The following is a 16785-nucleotide window of genomic DNA, read 5'->3' as shown; positions in this document are numbered from 1 at the left end:
TCGCAAAGTATACGGGTTTTCAGTCAGGTTTCATGAACTGGCTTTCATCAACCTCATCAATTTGATCTGGCCTAAGGTGTTGTTCTCCATAGCGCCGGTAGGTTCCGGACCGCACAAACAGCTCGAACACGGTCCGGTCGATATGGCCCTCGTCCACCATGCGCGACATGATGGTCAGAGCCTGGGTGAGGGTTTTGCCTTCCTTATAGGGGCGGTCAACGGCCGTCAGCGCCTCGAACACATCGGCCACCGCCATAATGCGTTCGGGAATACCCATCTCTTCACTGGTGAGCCTGCAGGGGTAGCCTTTGCCATCCATTCGCTCGTGATGGGTGCCGGCGAGGTGCGGCACATTGGCAAGACGGTCGGGCAGGGGCAGGGCGTCGAGCATGCATATGGTTTGAACGATGTGCTCGTTGATCTTGAATCGTTCTTCGTCCGTCAGGGTGCCTTTGGCAATCGTCAGGTTGTGGATTTCTCCCCGGTTGAACGCATACTCAGGCAATGCCATATCGAATCCCCAGCGATTGCGGGGATCATCCTTTTGCACCGGCGGCACCTGATCTCCCCATTCGCGCAGGTGTGATGGCTTGTCGGCCAGCAGCGTTTCGGTGGCCGGCAGGTTTTCCTCGGGGGCGCCTTTCAGGGCCTGGCGCTCATCACTGGAAAGGCCGATACGGTCGCTGAAATGTCTCTGCCAGGGGCGCAGGGCAATGCTCCGGATATGGGCAATGTCGGCCTCATCCATGAATTCGCCACCAATATTGGCTTTGGCGATAAACGCAAATTCCTCCTGCAGGGTCTGCTGCGTCTGATCCCGCTGCTGACGGGCCTGGTCTGCGTTTTCCCCATCCAGGATGGCGGTCAGGCAGGCGATGTCGGCATCCCGGTGCAGCACCTCGAAGCGGGTGCGGATTTCATGGATGCGGTTCTGGATGGTTTCCAGTTTGACGGCTTTGTCCACCACGTATTCGGGGCTGGTGATCTTGCCGCAGTCGTGCAGCCAGGCGGCAAGGTGGAATTCGTAGCGTTGTTCTTCATTGAGCTGAAAATCGCGGAACGGCGCTTCGGTGCTGTTCTCCGCTTCATTGACCAACATCTGGGCCAGCTTGGGGACCCGGTCACAATGGCCGCCGGTGTAGGGTGACTTGGCATCAATGGCATTGGCCACCAGGCGAATAATGCCCTCCAGCAGGGCCTGCTGGCTTTCGATCAGCTCGCGGGTTTCAATGGCGACGGCGGCGGAGCCGGCTATCTCATCGACGAAGACAATCAAATCGTCGCTGAGGTGGGTATGATCCCCGTGCTCCATTTCAATAACCATGGCGCCGATCAGCTGTTTCCGCCGGTTGCGGAGAATGGCGAACACAGGGTGCCCGGGCAGGTGCCGGCGCAGGTGTTTGATGATGTCGCTGTCATCCGCATCGGTGGTCACAGCGGTAATGGTGGTCGGCAGATGGAGATCTCTGTCGACGGCAAGGGTCAGTTCGCTGTTTTGCCGGCTGAACAGGTAGATAGCGCCCCGGTTCTGGCCGACTATGTGAACAATCTGGTCGAGGATGTCGCGGAGCAGGGTATTCAGGTCCTGCCCCCGGTTCAGGACAGTGGCGATGTTCTGGAAGCTGTGAATGGCGCTGGCCATGTCGTCCAGCGCCACACTGAGTTGCCGGGCTTCACGGATATGGGAATCCACCTTGATCGGGGTATCAAAGCGGAAACGGGACAACGAGCTGACGTGGTCGGTCAGCCGCTCCAGGGGTTTCCCGACCCGGCGGCCCAGCAGCCAGCCAATGATCAGTAGCATCAGGGCAATGGTGCCGGCCACCATGGTTTGCCGTGACAGGGCGCTCCAAACGTCGGCCAGCAGCTCATCGGCGGGAATGGCAACCGCAATGGTGAGGCCCTCTCCGTCGAGCGACGCCAGTGGTTCGGTCATGCCATACCAGTCCCGGTCCGCCGAGGTGTAGCGGCTGACACCGTTATTTCCGCCTTCCGTCCGGGCATGGACCATGGCATCCGCCAATGCTGGATGGGGCAGGTTGTCGACCTGGACCGGCCCTGCCTCGGTAGTGTCGGTGCTGAGAGACTGATCAGTGATGGAATAGGCAAGAACCGCCCCCTCATGATTCACAATGCCAATCTGTGTACCCGGTGTGTGTCGCAGTTGAGCCAGTTGCTGGCTGAGGTCCGATGCCGTGACATCCACACCGAACACCGCGCCGCTGTCGCCATCAACTGTGGCCCGGCGAGAGAGCGTCAGCCCGGTCTCACGGGTGGTGAAGAACACATAGGGATCGGTTAACTCGGTGATGCCGGATTGCCTGGCCTGTTGATACCAGGGCCGGCCCCGTGGGTCGAATTCATAGGTTTCGGGAGACTGGCGGGAGATCAGGGTCCGGTCCTGATCATAGAAGTGCCACTGCGGATTGCGACCGCCTTCGCTGTCCCGGGTAATGGTCTGTAGCAGGAACCGGGTATTCGGTGGTGCGTTGGGGAAGCGGGAAACTTCACTCTCGCGGACTTTTCGCAGCAGGAAGAAGTCGCCATCTCTGTAGCCGGCATATACGGCGCTGACGATATCGCTGCTGGTCAGGATGTCCGCAATGACCGGTAAACGGGCCAGCCGTTGCTCCAGGTTGTCGGTCCTGGCGAGTGGGTCATGGCTGAGAACGGCCAGTGCTGTCGCCGGCGGCCCTGTGATAGCGCGAATGCGGTCGTCGACGCTGACCGCCAGTTGTTTTGCGGTGGCGCTGGCGGCAGTGATCTTGGCCGATTCCATACCGCGAAAACTCTGACCAACGAGTACAATGGTCAGAATGAGCATGCCCAGGGTAATCGCCGACGCAATCAGGAAAGCCAGGGAAACCTGGGCCGACTGGTGTTTGGCTGACATCAATGATCCTTGAAGGCCAGGAAGAACGTATTCCGATAGTAGAAAGGTAGACCCTGAACCGCGTTTTTTCTTTGAATGTTATGAAAAAGTCTCTCTCTATAACTCCTGATCTGTTTGCCGGGGAGTCTCAGGACCCCTGGACCGAGGCCGTTGTTGACGATGCCGTTGTCCTGCGGCATTTCGCGCTGGAAAGGGAGGAAGCGCTGCTGGCTGCCATTGCCGGTATTGCCGAACAGGCGCCTTTCCGGAACATGCGGACGCCGGGTGGTCGTACCATGTCCGTGGCGATGACCTGTTGCGGGGAGTGGGGCTGGGTGACGGATACCTCGGGCTACCGCTACCAGCATACCGATCCCGGCAGCGGCCAGCCGTGGCCAGCGATGCCGAAGGTGTTTCGGGATCTGGCGCGGGAGGCGGCAACTGGGGCGGGTTATCCCGGCTTTGAGCCGGATGCCTGCCTGATCAACCGTTACCAACCCGGCGCTAAAATGGGCCTGCACCAGGACAAGGACGAGAAGGATTTCACCCAGCCCATCGTGTCGGTATCACTCGGGGTTCCGGCAACATTTCAACTGGGTGGCGCCAGACGCCGCGACCGCCCGGTAAATACCACGCTGACCAGTGGCGATGTGGTGGTGTGGGGTCGCTCGGCCCGGATGAACTATCATGGGGTTCTTCGGCTCAAACCGGGACAGCATCCGCTGACGGGGGAGTTCAGGTACAACCTCACTTTCCGGCGTGCCCGCTGACAAACGTAGTGTCGGTAATACTACAGCAGCCAGGCAACGGCGAGCCCCACCAGGAGAGATATCACCATGGGCGCTCCGACCAAAAGGCCCATTTCCTTCCCGCCAATGCTGCCGGACATGCCCGCCTTGACCAGGTTGTTCACTGCGGCGGCTATCACGATGCCGATGACGGCGGTAGGCATTGAAATCGCCTCAAGGGACATGCGGGTGAGCGACAGCGTGATGGCATCCACGTCGGCAATCCCCGAGGTGGCCGCAAGAACCAGTACGCCGGCTTCCCCGAACCAGTTCTGCAGATATTCCCCGAGCAGCAGGATAATCGTCAGCAGCAACCCGAACAGGAAGGCGGATTTTAGGTCCAGTGGGTTTTGGGTAAGTTCCGGTTGCGGTACGTCCAGGCGGCTTTCATGGCGTTTCCAGATCAGCCATGCAGGGCCATAAAGCAGGACTGACATCACGATCACCGGCCACAGGAGCGAGGGCAGTAGTGCCGGGTTAATGAGTGCACAGTACGCCAGAATGCGTGGAAACATGGTACCGCAGGCGATCAGCGTACCGCTTGCAAACTGAGGGCTGAGATTGGGCGCCGTTGAAGCCTGACGTGCAAAGTGGAGCGTCAGCGCCGTGGATGAACTGAGGCCGGCAAACAGGCTGGTAAACAGAATGCCTTTGCTCATGCCGGCCAACCGGATGGCAAAATAACCGACAAATGAAATGGATGCGATCAACACCACCAGCCACCAGATTTCGTAGGGGTTCAGCACGCCACCTGGCCCCATGCCTTCGTTGGGCAATAGCGGCAACATGACCAGGGAAATCAACAGCAGCTTCAGGGCAGCATCCAGTTCGTGGGATTTCAGCTGGCTCAGCGCGTTGTGAATGGACTGCTTGTTGTCGAGAATGATGGCGGTAATAACCGCCGCTCCGACCGCAATGGCAGGGTCGACGGCTACGGCAATGGCGCCAAAACAGAATGTGAGGACCATGCCCACGGTGCCGGTAATGCTGAAGTCGCGAATATGTGCCATTCGTTCGCTATACGCCACCAGCGCCATAGCCACTACACTTGCCAGCAACACCGGAAACGCCCACTCGGTAACTTCCTCGGTCAATACCGCAGCAACGCCCCCTAAAAGCCCTATCAGGGCAAAGGTGCGAATACCTGCGATACGCTCCCCCGCTTTTCTTTCCCGGGCTCCCCAGCCTCTTTCGAGGCCAATGATGGCGCCCAGCAGCAAGGCAATGGCCAGATTGAGTGTGGTTTGGTTCGTGTCGAAGAATTGACTGGCTACGTCTTCCATCCGTGTACTCGGTTGCTGAACTGGTCGACTCGTCAGAATCGGGTATATCTGTAGAGTCTAGGCGCTATTCCCCGCCGCCACACCCGATGCCCAGGCCCACTGGAAATTATGCCCTCCCAGGTGCCCGGTCACGTCGACCACCTCGCCGATGAAATGCAGGTTGGGCTGGTCCAGCACCGCCATGGTTTTGGAGGACAGCTGGCGCGTGTCCACACCACCGAGGGTCACCTCCGCCGTACGATACCCCTCAGTGCCGGCGGGTTTGATGGACCATTGGCCGAGGGTGCTAGCGACCTGGTCGATATCGGTATTCTTGTATCCCTGCAGAGGGCCGGTCCAGCCATGGAGGTCATTGAAGGCCTGGGCGAACCGTTTGGGCAGGTGCTGGGCGAGGTACTGGCCAACGTTGGATTGCGGTTTGTTCTTGCGCAGTGACAGTAGGTCTTCCCGAATCTGGCAGGCGGGCAGCAGGTTGACGGAGAGAGCGTCACCCGGTTCCCAGAAGCTGGAGATCTGCAACATGGCCGGCCCGCTGAGGCCGCGATGGGTGACCAGCATGGGTTCCCGGAAGTGCTCACTGTTACAGCTGACATCCACCGGGCAACTGATGCCGGACAGGGGCGCGAGTTGCTGTTTCAGCTCCGGATGGAGCGTGAAGGGCACCAGGCCCGCACGGGTTGGCAGCACCTCAAGTCCGAATTGCTTTGCGATGTCATAACCAAAGCCGGTGGCCCCCATGGTGGGAATGGACAGGCCGCCGCAGGCGACCACGAGGGATTCGCAGCTCAGGGTGCCTGAGCCGGTATCCAACTGGTAACCGTCGGATGTTGCGACGATATTTCGCGCCTGGGTTTTCATGCGAATCTCGGCGCCGGCCCATTCACACTCGGTCAGTAGCAGGTTGAGGATGTCCTTGGCGCTGTCCCGGCAGAACAGTTGCCCGGCCGCCTTTTCTTCGTGCTCTATGCCGTGGCGTTCCACCAGTTCCAGAAAATGCTGAGGCGTGTAGCGTTTCAGGGCGGAGATACAGAAATGGGGATTCTCCGAAAGAAAGTTGGCGGGGGTGCTGTTCAGATTGGTGAAATTACAGCGCCCGCCACCGGACATCAGGATCTTCTTGCCCGGTTTGTTGGCATGGTCCAGCACCAGTACCCGGCGCCCGCGATAACCCGCGGTGGCGGCGCACATCAGGCCCGCCGCCCCGGCACCGATGATAATCACGTCGTAGTCTGAAGCCATGGTATAACCGCAATCCGTTAAAAGGTGCGGAGATTATACGGATTGGCGTCGGCGACGTCTGCCGGGTACGGCGGTGCGTCCCTGAACTGGACGGTCAGAGGTAAACCTGACCTTCCATGTAGAACGCGGCCTGGCCGGAGATATCGACCCGGTCGCCTTTCAGTTCACAGCGCAATTCGCCGCCGCGGGCGGACAGTTGCCTGGCGTTGAACGTTGTGCCCCCCAGCTGTTCGGCCCAGTACGGAACCAGTACGCTGTGAATGGAACCGGTCACCGGATCCTCATCAATGCCCACACCCGGCGCAAAATAGCGACTGACGAAATCGCAGTCCTTGCCCCGAGCGGTGACGATCAGGCCCTGGTTGCCCAGTTGCTTCAGCAGCCGTAGGTCCGGCTTGGCATCAAGCACCGCCTGTTCTGACTCCAGGACGATCAGGTAGTTGGTGTCATTCGGTACATACAGAGCGGTATCGGGAGCGTCCGGCAGAGCCTGTTTGACGAGCTCCGGTGTGGGCTGTTCCTGCCAGTCCAGGCGCGGGAAATCCAGGGTCAGCCAGCCATCATCGCCCTGGCGAACGCCGAGGATGCCGCTCTTTGACCGGAAATGAACGGTGTCTTTCTCCCAGCCCAGTTTGTTGGAAATGATCCAGGCGCTGGCGAGGGTGGCATGGCCGCACAGGGGCACTTCGGCGCCCGGCGTAAACCAGCGGATGTGAAAGTCCACTTCGGGATCGTCTTTCTCCGCCACGAAGTAGGCTGTTTCCGACAAATAGTTTTCGAGGGCGAGGGCCTGCAGCGTCTCGTCCTCGAGCCATTCTTCCAGCGGCATGACGGCGGCGGGGTTGCCGCCGAACAGGTTACTGGTGAACGCGTCTACCTGATAAATTGGATAACTCATTGGCATGTCTCCCTGAGAAGTCGTTTAGCGTAGTGGTGGGCTTTTCCGGTGGCAAACCGTTCAAGTTCGATTTCACTGTAAAAATGCAGTTCCGGCAAGGGACGGGTGTGGGTGACCACCCAGTGATCCTGTTGTTCCCGATCCACCCGAAAGCCAAGATCGTCCAGCCATTGCAGGGTTGCCCGCATGCCTTTCAGCGTAACAGGCGTGGCCGGTACGTGGTTCAGCGCCAGCAGATCCTTCGTGCTGCTGCGCGGGGGCGGGGTAAAGTTGTGGGGCAGGGCCCTGTTCAATGCGTTCATGGAGAAATTCCTTCTTCCTGTGGCGATGATTCCATTGTCTTTCCTGGCTGACTTCCATAACAGATTCAGATAATCTGTTTTTGAACCGGTACAGATGGTTTATGAAGGTATCTGTACCGGTGTGAATCCGGGCCATCTGTACTGCCCGTCGGTGTCTCAGGTTTGGCAGGATAGCGCTATGGGTATTCTCTATAATCAGGTGGCAGATCAGCTTCAGGCCCTGATTCGCGACGGTGTCTATCGCGAAGGCGAACGTTTGCCCGGAGTTCGGGTATTAAGCCGGCAGTTTGGCGTGAGTATTTCGACCGTTCTGCAAGCGCACCAGACACTGGAGGGCCGGGGGTATCTGGAAGCCCGTGAACGCAGTGGCTACTTCGTGCGGTTGCCGGCAAAGGATGCGCCTGAGCCGGTTATGCGGCGCTACCGTGCACGACCGATGCCTGTCAGTGCGCGGGACATGGCCCTGGAACTGTGTGCCGATGAACAGAAGCGCATGGTGCCCCTGGCTGCAGCGGTCCCGCACCCGGATTTTCTGCCAGTACGGCAGATTCAGCAGTCCATCCTCTGGGCCGCCCGGCGGGGTCTGGAATATCAGGACTATGCCTTCCCGGGCAAGGAGTCCTTCCGGCGCCAGCTGGCCCAGCGCATGGCCGCTCTCGGGGTACCGGTGACCGCAGACGATATCCTCGCCACCAATGGCGCCCAGGAAGCCATCATTCTGGCCCTCCGTGCGGTAACCGTACCCGGTGATATCGTGGTGGTGGAGTCTCCCTCTTTTCCCGGCATTCTTCATGCGCTGGAAGTGGTGGGCTTGCGGGTCATTGAAGTGCCCACTCACCCATCCGACGGGCTGAGCCTGGAAGGCCTGGAAATGGCGTTGGAGCAGTGGCCGGTCAAAGCCTGCGTAGTGGTGACCAATCACAGCAACCCGATGGGCGCGCGCATGTCCGATGAGCGCAAGCGCCAGCTGGTGACCATGTTGGAAGATGCGCGGGTGCCGTTGATAGAGGACGACATCTATGGCGACCTGTTCCATAGCGGTGAACGCCCGCGACCGGCCAAGGCCTTTGACCGTACCGGTAATGTGATTTACTGCAGTTCGTTCTCGAAAACCATTTCCCCGGGGCTTCGGCTGGGCTGGATGGTGCCTGGGCGTTATATGGCCGAGGCTCGGCAACACAAGTACTTCGTCAATCTGGCGACCTCGAGCATCCCGCAACTGGCGGTGGCCCACTTCCTGGAGCAGGGCAGTTATGACCGCTACCTGCGTTCGGCCAGGCAGAATTACCGGCAGACCACGGAGCGGATGCGCATCGCCGTGGCACGCTGGTTCCCGGAGGGCACGGCGGTCAGCCGGCCCCAGGGTGGGTTTGTGCTTTGGGTCCAGTTACCGGGCAAGAATACCGGCACCGAAGTCTACCGTCGGGCCCGGGAGGAAAATATCAATGTGGCGCCGGGACTGATGTTCTCGACTGCCGACAAATACAGCAACTGTCTCAGGCTGAACAGCGCAAATCCCTGGAGCGAGCGTATCGAAGCTGCCGTACGCAGGCTTGGCGAACTGGCGGAACAGTCACTGAACGGCTGAGCTCCGCAGATCCAGCGGATCCATCAACCCGGCGGCAATGGCGATGCCGGTGACATCCGGCATGCGTTCCACGCCCAGGCGTTTCATCACCCGGGAGCGGTACAGGTCGATGGTCTTGATACTGACATCCAGCATGTCGGCGATCTCGCGGCTGGTGTAACCCTGGGCCAACGGCAGGAACACGTCCCGTTCCCGTCGGGTGAGGGTGGCGATCAGCGCTTCGGTATCCTCGTCCCCGCGTTGCTGCTGGCTGGTTTGCTGATGTTCCTGCAATGCCTGCTGCACACTGTCCAGCAACAACTGCTCGTTGAACGGTTTCTCGATGAAGTCGAAGGCGCCTGACTTGAAGGCCCTGACGACAATCGGCACATCCGCATGCCCGGACACAAAGATAATCGGCAGCCGGGAACCGCGCTTCTGCAATTCTTCCTGCACATTCAGTCCGCCCAGGCCGGGCATTCTTACGTCGAGGATCACGCAGCCGCTGGTGGCATCCGCCAGGGCCTCCAGAAACTGGCGGCCGTCCGCGTACGCCTGGACGTTGAGGCCAACGGATTCCAACAGCCACTGGGTGGATTCAAGCATGCCGGCATCGTCATCGACCACGTATACGGTGGTGGAAGCGTCAGTCATGTGGGGGTGTCTCCGTTATATGGACAGGTTTATGGCGTGAGGATGTCGCGGGCGGAAACCGGCAGGTCAGTGTCAGCCCGCCCTGTTCAGCCCTGGCAGCGTCCAGGAAGCCGCCAAAACCCTCAATGATGGAACGGCTCATGGACAAACCGAGCCCAAGGCCCTGGGGCTTGTTGGTGTAAAACGGCGTGAACATCTGCCGCAGCCCTTCGGCGTCCAGCCCCGGACCCTGATCGGTAACCTGGATCAGGGTTTCCCGGGCCCCGGTAACGCTGGTAGTAAGGGTGATCCGGGATGGGCGCTCATTGGCTGATTCGATGTTGGCGTCGATGCCGTTTCGAATCAGGTTGATCAGCACCTGTTCCAACAGGACCGGGTCGGCGGTAATGACCGGACCGGGATCTGCAAGCTGCTCCCGGATGGTGATGCCGTGTTTCTCCGCATCCCACTGGCACAGGCGTGCCACGTTGGTGATAACGTCGTTGACCGCAATGGGGGCGGTGCGTTTCTGGCCCTTACGCAGGAATGCACGCAGGCGCTTGATCACTTCCGATGCCCGGTTGGCGTGGTGGGTGATGCGCTGCAGGCCATCGTCCACACGGTCCAGACAATCCGGGTTGTCCCGCGCCTGTTTCAGGTATCGCTGACTGGCGCTGGCAAAGTTCACGATGGTGGCCAGGGGCTGGTTCATCTCATGGGCAATGCTGGATGCCAGCTCGCCCAGGGTGGCCAGGCGCGCGGTGTGGGCCAGTTCATCGGCCAGTCGCCGGTTATTCTCTTCGGATTCCACCCGCGCGGTAATATCCCGCGACACACTGACAACCTCAATCACCGAGCCGGTATAGGTCTCGCGAATGGCACGGCTGGCAATCTCGAACCAGCGTTTGCTGCCGTCCCGATGGGTAATGTTCAGGGTCATGGTGGCGTAGCCATCGTCCCGGAGCTTGCGCCGGGCCTCCTCCAACTGCTGGCTCACTCCGGTTCCCCGAAAGATGTCTTCCAGGGGTTTGCCGCGAAGTTCCTCGGGCCAGTAACCCAGTAAACGCCAGGATGCGGGGGTGGCATCAATGAACTGCCCATCGGGCGCGTGGCGAGAGATCAGGTCCGTGGTGTTTTCGGTGATCAGGCGATACAACCGGCTGGCGCGGGCTGCCTCGTCCCGGGCCTGGATCTCTTCAGTGGCATTGCGCCCGCGTGCAATCACCTCACCGGTGTCGGGCGCCGGTATAAAGGTCCACAGCAAGATGCAGTCGGCCACCCGGCTTTCAACCGATTCAATGGCCCGCTTCTGGTCCAGGCAAGCCTTCACCAGAGCCCGGGTGTTTACCGGGAGCAAGGCCGCTGCCTCTTTGTGATGACAGTGCCGGCAAAGCTTTGATACTGCCAGGTTTTTACCTTTCACCTGTGCGTTGCCATCCAGAATAAGGGTGGCTTCCGGGTCGAAGTCCTGAAGTGGGCTAAGCTTGGTCAAGGGAATGACATCTCACTATCTGATATTGTTATAGTATATGCACTATAATACATTGGTGTAATTTCTAGTATAATCACTATCAAATACTATTTCGTCTATATCGAAGTATAGCTGTTATAGCGTACTCCCTGAATACACCATAAGAACAATGCAGCTCACAGAGGACCACAACCATGACCTCGATTTTTGACCAGGGCCTTGGGCCCCTTGATGCCAACTACGCTGTTCAGTCTCCCATTGATTTCATCGAGCGCACCGCCAGTGTGTACCCGGACTACCCGGCGGTGATTCACGGGGCGCTGCGCTATACCTGGCAGCAGACATATGACCGCAGCCGCCGTCTCGCTTCGGCCCTGGCCGGTCGCGGTATTGTCCGTGGTGACACCGTGGCGGTAATGCTGCCCAATATTCCCGCTATGGTGGAGTGCCATTTTGGGGTGCCGATGATAGGCGCGGTGCTCAATACCCTCAACGTTCGCCTGGACGCGGAAGCCATCGCATTCATGCTGGGGCATGGTGAGGCGAAGGTGGTGATCGCCGATCGCGAATTCGGCGAAGTTATCCGCGATGCCATCAGCCGCCTGGACGCCAAGCCGCTGGTGATTGACGTGGACGATCCGGAATACGGCGAAGGCACCCAGGTCAGTGACCTGGACTATGAAGCCTTCCTCCAGGAAGGGGATCCGAACTATGCGTGGCGTTTCCCGGAAAACGAGTGGGATGCGATTTCCCTGAACTACACCTCTGGTACCACCGGCAACCCCAAGGGGGTGGTCTATCACCACCGTGGCGCCTACATCAACGCCCTCGGTAACCAGGCGGTCTGGTCCATGGACATGCATCCGGTGTATCTCTGGACCCTGCCAATGTTCCACTGCAACGGCTGGTGTTTCCCCTGGACCATTACCGCCATGGCCGGTACTCACGTGTGCCTGCGTCGGGTAGACCCGGAAAAGATCCTGCAGTTGATCCGCGATCATCAGGTCACCCACATGTGCGGCGCGCCGATTGTGCTGAATGCGCTGCTGAACGTGCCCGAGTCCGCCAAGACTGGGATCGATCACGAAGTGAAGTCCATGACCGCCGGCGCCGCGCCCCCTGCGCAGGTGATTGGCGCCATTGAGGAAATGGGCATTGCGGTGACTCACGTGTACGGCCTGACCGAAGTGTATGGCCCAGTCACCGTTTGTGCCTGGAAATCCGAATGGGATGCGTTGCCGCTCCATGATCGCGCCAGAAAGAAGGCTCGTCAGGGCGTTCGTTATCACACTCTGGCCGGCACCATGGTGGGCGATTCCAATACCATGGAACCGGTGCCGAAGGATGGCAAAACCATCGGCGAGATCTTCCTGCGCGGCAATACCGTGATGAAGGGTTACCTGAAGAACCCGAAAGCCACGAAGGAAGCTTTCCGTGGCGGCTGGTTCCATACCGGGGATCTGGCGGTATGGCATGAAGACGGCTACATGGAAATCAAGGATCGTCTGAAAGACATCATCATTTCAGGCGGCGAGAATATCTCCACCATTGAGGTGGAAGACACGCTCTACCGTCATCCGGCGATACTCGAGGCGGCAGTGGTTGCCCGTCCGGACGAGAAATGGGGTGAAACACCGTGTGCTTTCGTGACCCTCAAGCCGGAAGCCGGCGATGTCAGCGAGGAAGACATTATCAGTTTCTGTCGCGAGCACCTGGCCCGCTTCAAGGTGCCCAAGACGGTGGTTTTCTCGGAGCTGCCGAAGACGTCCACCGGCAAGATCCAGAAGTTTGTGCTGCGTGACCAGGCCAAAGAGCTGGAATAACCGAGCTCGCCGCTGACCTGGCGCTCAGCGCCTCTTAAACACCCTCACAAAAACAACATCAGGTGCACGCTTCTGCGTGCACCCGGAGGCCTTATTATGCAAATTTTTCATCGCAACAACGGGGAAGAGCAGCCGTACTGGCCCGCAGGACCCTTCAAGGTTCGCCTGCCGTTTGTCCATTATCGCTGGGAATCTGCGGAGATGGTCCAGGCGCTGATCATGTTCGTGGTCAGTCTGGCGATGATTCCGCTGCTGGAGAAATACCTGGGCGTGCCTTATGACGTGGCGCTGGCTTACGTGGTCATTTGTGGCATCGGCTTCATGCTGCCGGCGCTGCTCGGTGTGCCGCTGGTGCCGGGCTGGATTACCCCGGGCATTCCGGTGGTGCTGCTGTTTCTGAGTGATTACGAACCCGGCCCCGAAGCCATTCAGGCCCTGTTCGCACTGCAGTTCCTGGTGTTCATCATCTTTCTGGTGCTGGGGATTACCCGCCTCGGCAGCAAGCTGGTGGAGCTGATTCCCCGCTCGATGAAAGGTGGCATCATCATCGGCGCCGGTATCGCCGCGCTGATGGGCGAAATCGAGGCCGGCGGACGGCTGGCGGAAACCCCGATCTCGCTGATTGTGGGTGGCCTGGTGTGTCTGTACCTGATGTTCTCGGTGTCGTTCAAGGGTTTCGTGGATACCAGTAATTTTGCCCGCAAGATCGCCAACTACGGCATGGTGCCGGGGATGGTGGTTGCCATTCTGGTGGGCTTTGCTACCGGTGAGTATGCGGTTCCGAACGTGGAGTGGGGCATTACCAAACCGGCGTTTGACGAGTTGTGGAACTACCTGCCGTTTGCGGTTGGCTTCCCGGATGCCGAAGTGTTCATGTACGCCATTCCCACGGCGGTGATTGCCTACGTCATTGCCTTTGGCGACATCGTTGTCGGCCAGTCGCTGATGAACCGCGTGGATCATCTGCGCAAGGACGAGGACATCGACAACAGCATCGATCGCGTTCACCTGGTGACTGCCATTCGCAACGGTGGCCACGCCTTCTTCGCACCGTACCCCGGCCTCGCTGGCCCGATCTGGACGGCGGTTACCGCCACCATGGCGGAGCGTTACAAGTATGGCCGTAACGCCATGGACTCCATCTACAGCGGCGGCGGCACCTTCTGGATTACCGGTTTCATCGCGCTGTTCGTATTGCCCTTGGTGAGCTTCTTCCAGCCGGTACTGCCGATTGCGTTGTCACTGACCCTGCTGCTGACCGGTTACATCTGCCTGATGGTGGGGCTGGAGCAGTTGGAGAACAACACCGAGCGTGGTATCGCCGGCACCATGGGTGTGGTGCTCGCGGTCTACGGCGCGGGCTGGGGGCTGGCGACCGGCGCGGTCCTGTATTTCCTGATTGAACGTACCAAACTGCTTGGTTTCACCGCGGACCCCGAAGCGCCGGGTGTGCAAGCCGCGGAAGAGCACTAAACCGGTCGCCTCCGGCTTCTGCACCGGAGGCGACCCAACCCCTGTGTGTCCTTCGGGAGGTATCGGCACTGCCATACCTCCCCTTTTTTTGACTAGTGTCCCGTCTGGCTAATTCGTTAACCCACTGAGCCCCTGAAAGCCTTGAGAGCAAGGCGCGGTGGTGAAGGTTTGGTGGTTCCAAATCGAGCCGACGCAACACCGCTCTCAAGGCTTTCAGGGGCTCCCGAAGGGCGTACCGCTGGTGCCTCTGGGCCTGTGTTGCCAGCCCTTGATGTGGAACCACCACACCTACGGACTGGCGCCTTGGCCAGAGGCACCAGTGGTACGCAGTGGGTTAACGAATTAGCCAGACGGGACACTGATGTCATTTCGTGACAATTTGTCTGGTTTTGCCTGTCATCGACTTCCTTCCCTCTGCTTTCCAGGTTTAAACTGATTTGGCTGGTTATTTTTCGTCCGCCACTCCATAACCATAAAAACCGGAGGCAGTCATGACCATCAGCTCCACGCCCGACGGTGTGAACGTTGCTCCCCGGCACATGCGGTTCGACGTCGCCGACGACCTTAAAACCCTGTGGCACGGGAACGATGCCTTCCGTACCGCGTTTTTCAACGCGTTATCCCTGCAGTTTCCCGACGGCGAGCAGCAGTTCATCAATGCCGTACGTCTGTATCGGGACAGGGTTGATGACCCCAAGCTGGCAGAGGAAATTCGCGGCTTTATCGGTCAGGAAGCGCTGCACAGTCGTGAACACAAGAGCTATAACGAAGCCCTGAAAGCCCGTGGTTATGACATCGAAGGGCTGGACCGGAGATTCCGCAAGCACATGGCGTGGGTGGGCCGGCTTCCCCCGAGCCGCCAGCTTGCAGGCACCTGTGGCGCGGAGCATTACACTGCCGTGCTGGCCAATGCGATCCTCAGCCATCCCGAGTGGATGGACGGCGCAACGCCGACCATGAGGGCCTTGTGGCGCTGGCACGCCATTGAAGAAACCGAGCACAAGTCCGTTGCCTTTGATGTCTACCGTCACTGTATCGGCAATGAGCGGCTACGGCGCATTGTCTTCCTGTTCGTGACCTGGAACTTCTTCAAGTACACCTTCATTAATACCTGCAGCCTGCTGAAAACCGACGGCAAACTCTGGAGCCTGCGGACCTGGATGGGCGGTCTGAATTTCCTTTGGGGTAAGCCCGGGGTGCTGCGCAAGTGCATGCCGGATTTCATGGCTTATTTTCGTAAAGGCTTTCACCCGTGGCAGCAGGATAACCGATCACTTCTGGAGGACAATCTGCGGGAGCTGGAAAACGTGGCGTCGGATTCGTAATAGGTGATTGCTGAAATAATGATCACTTTGTGCAAGACTGGCTGCTGCCAAAAACAACGACAATAAAAAGGGAATTCCATGCCAGGAAGTTCCCACAGCTGGAGGCCCCCATGCGAGTTGGTCTAATCGTGGATTCTGCGTGCGATCTGCCCTACGAGTTCAGCCGCAAGCACGACCTGTTTGTTCTTCCCGTTACCGCCGTGATCGACGGCCAGACCTATATTGACGAACACGACCCGGTCCGTACCCAGGAGTTCTACCAGAGTGGTCTGCTGCAAAGGGGACACCAGGCGGATACTCAGGCATTCACCCCGAAACAGATCCACGATCTGTTTATGGAGAAAATTGTTACCCAATTTGATGTGGCGATCTGTGAGACCGTGACCAGAACCCGCAGCCTGATCTACCAGAATGCTACGGAAGCGATGAACAGCGTGATGTCTCACTACCAGCGGGCACGTGAGGCCGCGGGGCGGGAAGGCAAGTTTTCGATGCGGGTGATCGATAGCAAACAGATTTTTGCCGGTCAGGGGCTGCTGGCGGCCCATACTCTCAAACTGATCGGACAAAAACTCTCCAAGAACGCCCTGCGCCATGAAGTGGAAACCTTTACCGACAAGATCTATACCTGCGTGATTCCGCGGGACCTCCATTATATTCGGGAGCGTGCTCGCAGGCGCGGGGACAAGAGTGTATCGGCCCTGGTGGCATTTCTCGGCAAGGCATTGAATATCACGCCGGTGCTTTTTGGTCAGGGGGCGGAAGGTCAGCCAGTGGCAAAAACCCGGAGCTTTGATGTGGCGGTCGAGAAAGTGATGAACTATGCCGCGGCCAGGGTTGAAGCGGGTTTGCTTACTCCCTATGTCAGTCTTTCCTGTGGGCTGACCTGGACCGAAATCGAGGATCTTCCGGGGCTGAACCAACTCAGGAATGCCTGCGAACGTAACGGTGTGGAGTTACTGCTCTCCCAGATGGGGATTACCAGCAGTATCTATGTGGGGCCTGGCAGCCTCTGCCTGTCCCTGGCGGCGGAACCCCATGATTTTAAAGATTTTCAGTAATCACCTGTCTCCTGTGTGGCCGGTTGCAACTGACCCGACCGCACCTGCTT

The 16785-nt window shown here is 59.0% G+C and carries 13 protein-coding genes; 6 read left to right on the top strand and 7 right to left on the bottom strand.

Annotated features, from left to right (window positions below):
• Positions 1 to 19 precede the first annotated feature (19 nt).
• On the bottom strand, positions 20 to 2893 hold the full coding sequence (locus ACJO5Y_RS13945; RefSeq protein ID WP_406987999.1) for an HD domain-containing phosphohydrolase: 2874 nt from the start codon (positions 2891 to 2893) through the stop codon (positions 20 to 22).
• 80 nt (positions 2894 to 2973) lie between these two features.
• On the opposite strand from ACJO5Y_RS13945, the gene alkB reads away from it, so the two are divergent.
• On the top strand, positions 2974 to 3642 hold the full coding sequence (alkB, locus tag ACJO5Y_RS13940) for a DNA oxidative demethylase AlkB (protein ID WP_406987998.1): 669 nt from the start codon (positions 2974 to 2976) through the stop codon (positions 3640 to 3642).
• A 20-nt stretch (positions 3643 to 3662) separates the two neighbouring features.
• Here the strand turns inward: alkB and ACJO5Y_RS13935 are convergent, their stop codons facing one another.
• The 4 genes from ACJO5Y_RS13935 to ACJO5Y_RS13920 form a co-directional block, all read right to left on the bottom strand.
• Positions 3663 to 4943, bottom strand: coding sequence for an MgtC/SapB family protein (locus tag ACJO5Y_RS13935; RefSeq protein ID WP_406987997.1), 1281 nt, complete (start codon positions 4941 to 4943; stop codon positions 3663 to 3665).
• Between the two features lie 57 nt (positions 4944 to 5000).
• On the bottom strand, positions 5001 to 6182 hold the full coding sequence (locus ACJO5Y_RS13930) for a BaiN/RdsA family NAD(P)/FAD-dependent oxidoreductase (protein ID WP_406987996.1): 1182 nt from the start codon (positions 6180 to 6182) through the stop codon (positions 5001 to 5003).
• A 94-nt stretch (positions 6183 to 6276) separates the two neighbouring features.
• A complete protein-coding gene (locus tag ACJO5Y_RS13925; RefSeq protein WP_406987994.1) occupies positions 6277 to 7080 on the bottom strand; it encodes a PhzF family phenazine biosynthesis protein in 804 nt (267 codons plus the stop codon).
• A complete protein-coding gene (locus tag ACJO5Y_RS13920) occupies positions 7077 to 7382 on the bottom strand; it encodes a hypothetical protein (RefSeq protein ID WP_406987992.1) in 306 nt (101 codons plus the stop codon). Before ACJO5Y_RS13920 ends, ACJO5Y_RS13925 begins: the two co-directional genes overlap by 4 nt.
• A gap of 178 nt (positions 7383 to 7560) precedes the next feature.
• Between ACJO5Y_RS13920 and ACJO5Y_RS13915 the strand changes: the two genes are divergently transcribed.
• Positions 7561 to 8970, top strand: a complete 1410-nt coding sequence (locus tag ACJO5Y_RS13915) for an aminotransferase-like domain-containing protein (RefSeq protein WP_406987991.1) — start codon at positions 7561 to 7563, stop codon at positions 8968 to 8970.
• Here ACJO5Y_RS13915 and ACJO5Y_RS13910 read toward each other — a convergent pair.
• Both ACJO5Y_RS13910 and ACJO5Y_RS13905 read right to left on the bottom strand, forming a co-directional pair.
• Positions 8956 to 9603 carry a response regulator transcription factor gene (locus ACJO5Y_RS13910; protein WP_406987990.1) on the bottom strand — a complete coding sequence of 216 codons (648 nt, stop codon included), beginning with the start codon at positions 9601 to 9603 and terminating at the stop codon, positions 8956 to 8958. The two genes, ACJO5Y_RS13915 and ACJO5Y_RS13910, sit on opposite strands and share 15 nt — an antisense overlap.
• Positions 9596 to 11074, bottom strand: coding sequence for a sensor histidine kinase (locus tag ACJO5Y_RS13905; RefSeq protein WP_406987988.1), 1479 nt, complete (start codon positions 11072 to 11074; stop codon positions 9596 to 9598). Before ACJO5Y_RS13905 ends, ACJO5Y_RS13910 begins: the two co-directional genes overlap by 8 nt.
• Positions 11075 to 11247: 173 nt before the next feature.
• Between ACJO5Y_RS13905 and ACJO5Y_RS13900 the strand changes: the two genes are divergently transcribed.
• From ACJO5Y_RS13900 to ACJO5Y_RS13885, 4 genes are all read left to right on the top strand, one after another.
• Positions 11248 to 12876 (top strand): acyl-CoA synthetase, encoded by a 1629-nt coding sequence (locus ACJO5Y_RS13900; RefSeq protein WP_406987986.1) that lies wholly within the window; start codon positions 11248 to 11250, stop codon positions 12874 to 12876.
• Between the two features lie 96 nt (positions 12877 to 12972).
• Positions 12973 to 14349 (top strand): solute carrier family 23 protein, encoded by a 1377-nt coding sequence (locus ACJO5Y_RS13895; protein ID WP_406987984.1) that lies wholly within the window; start codon positions 12973 to 12975, stop codon positions 14347 to 14349.
• A 491-nt stretch (positions 14350 to 14840) separates the two neighbouring features.
• A complete protein-coding gene (locus ACJO5Y_RS13890) occupies positions 14841 to 15674 on the top strand; it encodes a metal-dependent hydrolase (protein ID WP_406987982.1) in 834 nt (277 codons plus the stop codon).
• A 110-nt stretch (positions 15675 to 15784) separates the two neighbouring features.
• Entirely contained in the window at positions 15785 to 16735 is a 951-nt protein-coding gene (locus ACJO5Y_RS13885) for a DegV family protein (RefSeq protein ID WP_406987980.1), read from the top strand.
• Positions 16736 to 16785: the final 50 nt, after the last annotated feature.

This window comes from Marinobacter alkalisoli (assembly GCF_045449855.1).
GTDB lineage: Bacteria > Pseudomonadota > Gammaproteobacteria > Pseudomonadales > Oleiphilaceae > Marinobacter.
This window is presented reverse-complemented; position numbering and strand designations above follow the sequence as displayed.

Coding starts and splice junctions, on each gene's coding strand:
- ACJO5Y_RS13945 (WP_406987999.1), bottom strand. CDS start 2,893: ATGTCAGCCAAACACCAGTCGGCCCAGGTTTCCCTGGCTTTCCTGATT.
- alkB (WP_406987998.1), top strand. CDS start 2,974: ATGAAAAAGTCTCTCTCTATAACTCCTGATCTGTTTGCCGGGGAGTCT.
- ACJO5Y_RS13935 (WP_406987997.1), bottom strand. CDS start 4,943: ATGGAAGACGTAGCCAGTCAATTCTTCGACACGAACCAAACCACACTC.
- ACJO5Y_RS13930 (WP_406987996.1), bottom strand. CDS start 6,182: ATGGCTTCAGACTACGACGTGATTATCATCGGTGCCGGGGCGGCGGGC.
- ACJO5Y_RS13925 (WP_406987994.1), bottom strand. CDS start 7,080: ATGAGTTATCCAATTTATCAGGTAGACGCGTTCACCAGTAACCTGTTC.
- ACJO5Y_RS13920 (WP_406987992.1), bottom strand. CDS start 7,382: ATGAACGCATTGAACAGGGCCCTGCCCCACAACTTTACCCCGCCCCCG.
- ACJO5Y_RS13915 (WP_406987991.1), top strand. CDS start 7,561: ATGGGTATTCTCTATAATCAGGTGGCAGATCAGCTTCAGGCCCTGATT.
- ACJO5Y_RS13910 (WP_406987990.1), bottom strand. CDS start 9,603: ATGACTGACGCTTCCACCACCGTATACGTGGTCGATGACGATGCCGGC.
- ACJO5Y_RS13900 (WP_406987986.1), top strand. CDS start 11,248: ATGACCTCGATTTTTGACCAGGGCCTTGGGCCCCTTGATGCCAACTAC.
- ACJO5Y_RS13895 (WP_406987984.1), top strand. CDS start 12,973: ATGCAAATTTTTCATCGCAACAACGGGGAAGAGCAGCCGTACTGGCCC.
- ACJO5Y_RS13890 (WP_406987982.1), top strand. CDS start 14,841: ATGACCATCAGCTCCACGCCCGACGGTGTGAACGTTGCTCCCCGGCAC.
- ACJO5Y_RS13885 (WP_406987980.1), top strand. CDS start 15,785: ATGCGAGTTGGTCTAATCGTGGATTCTGCGTGCGATCTGCCCTACGAG.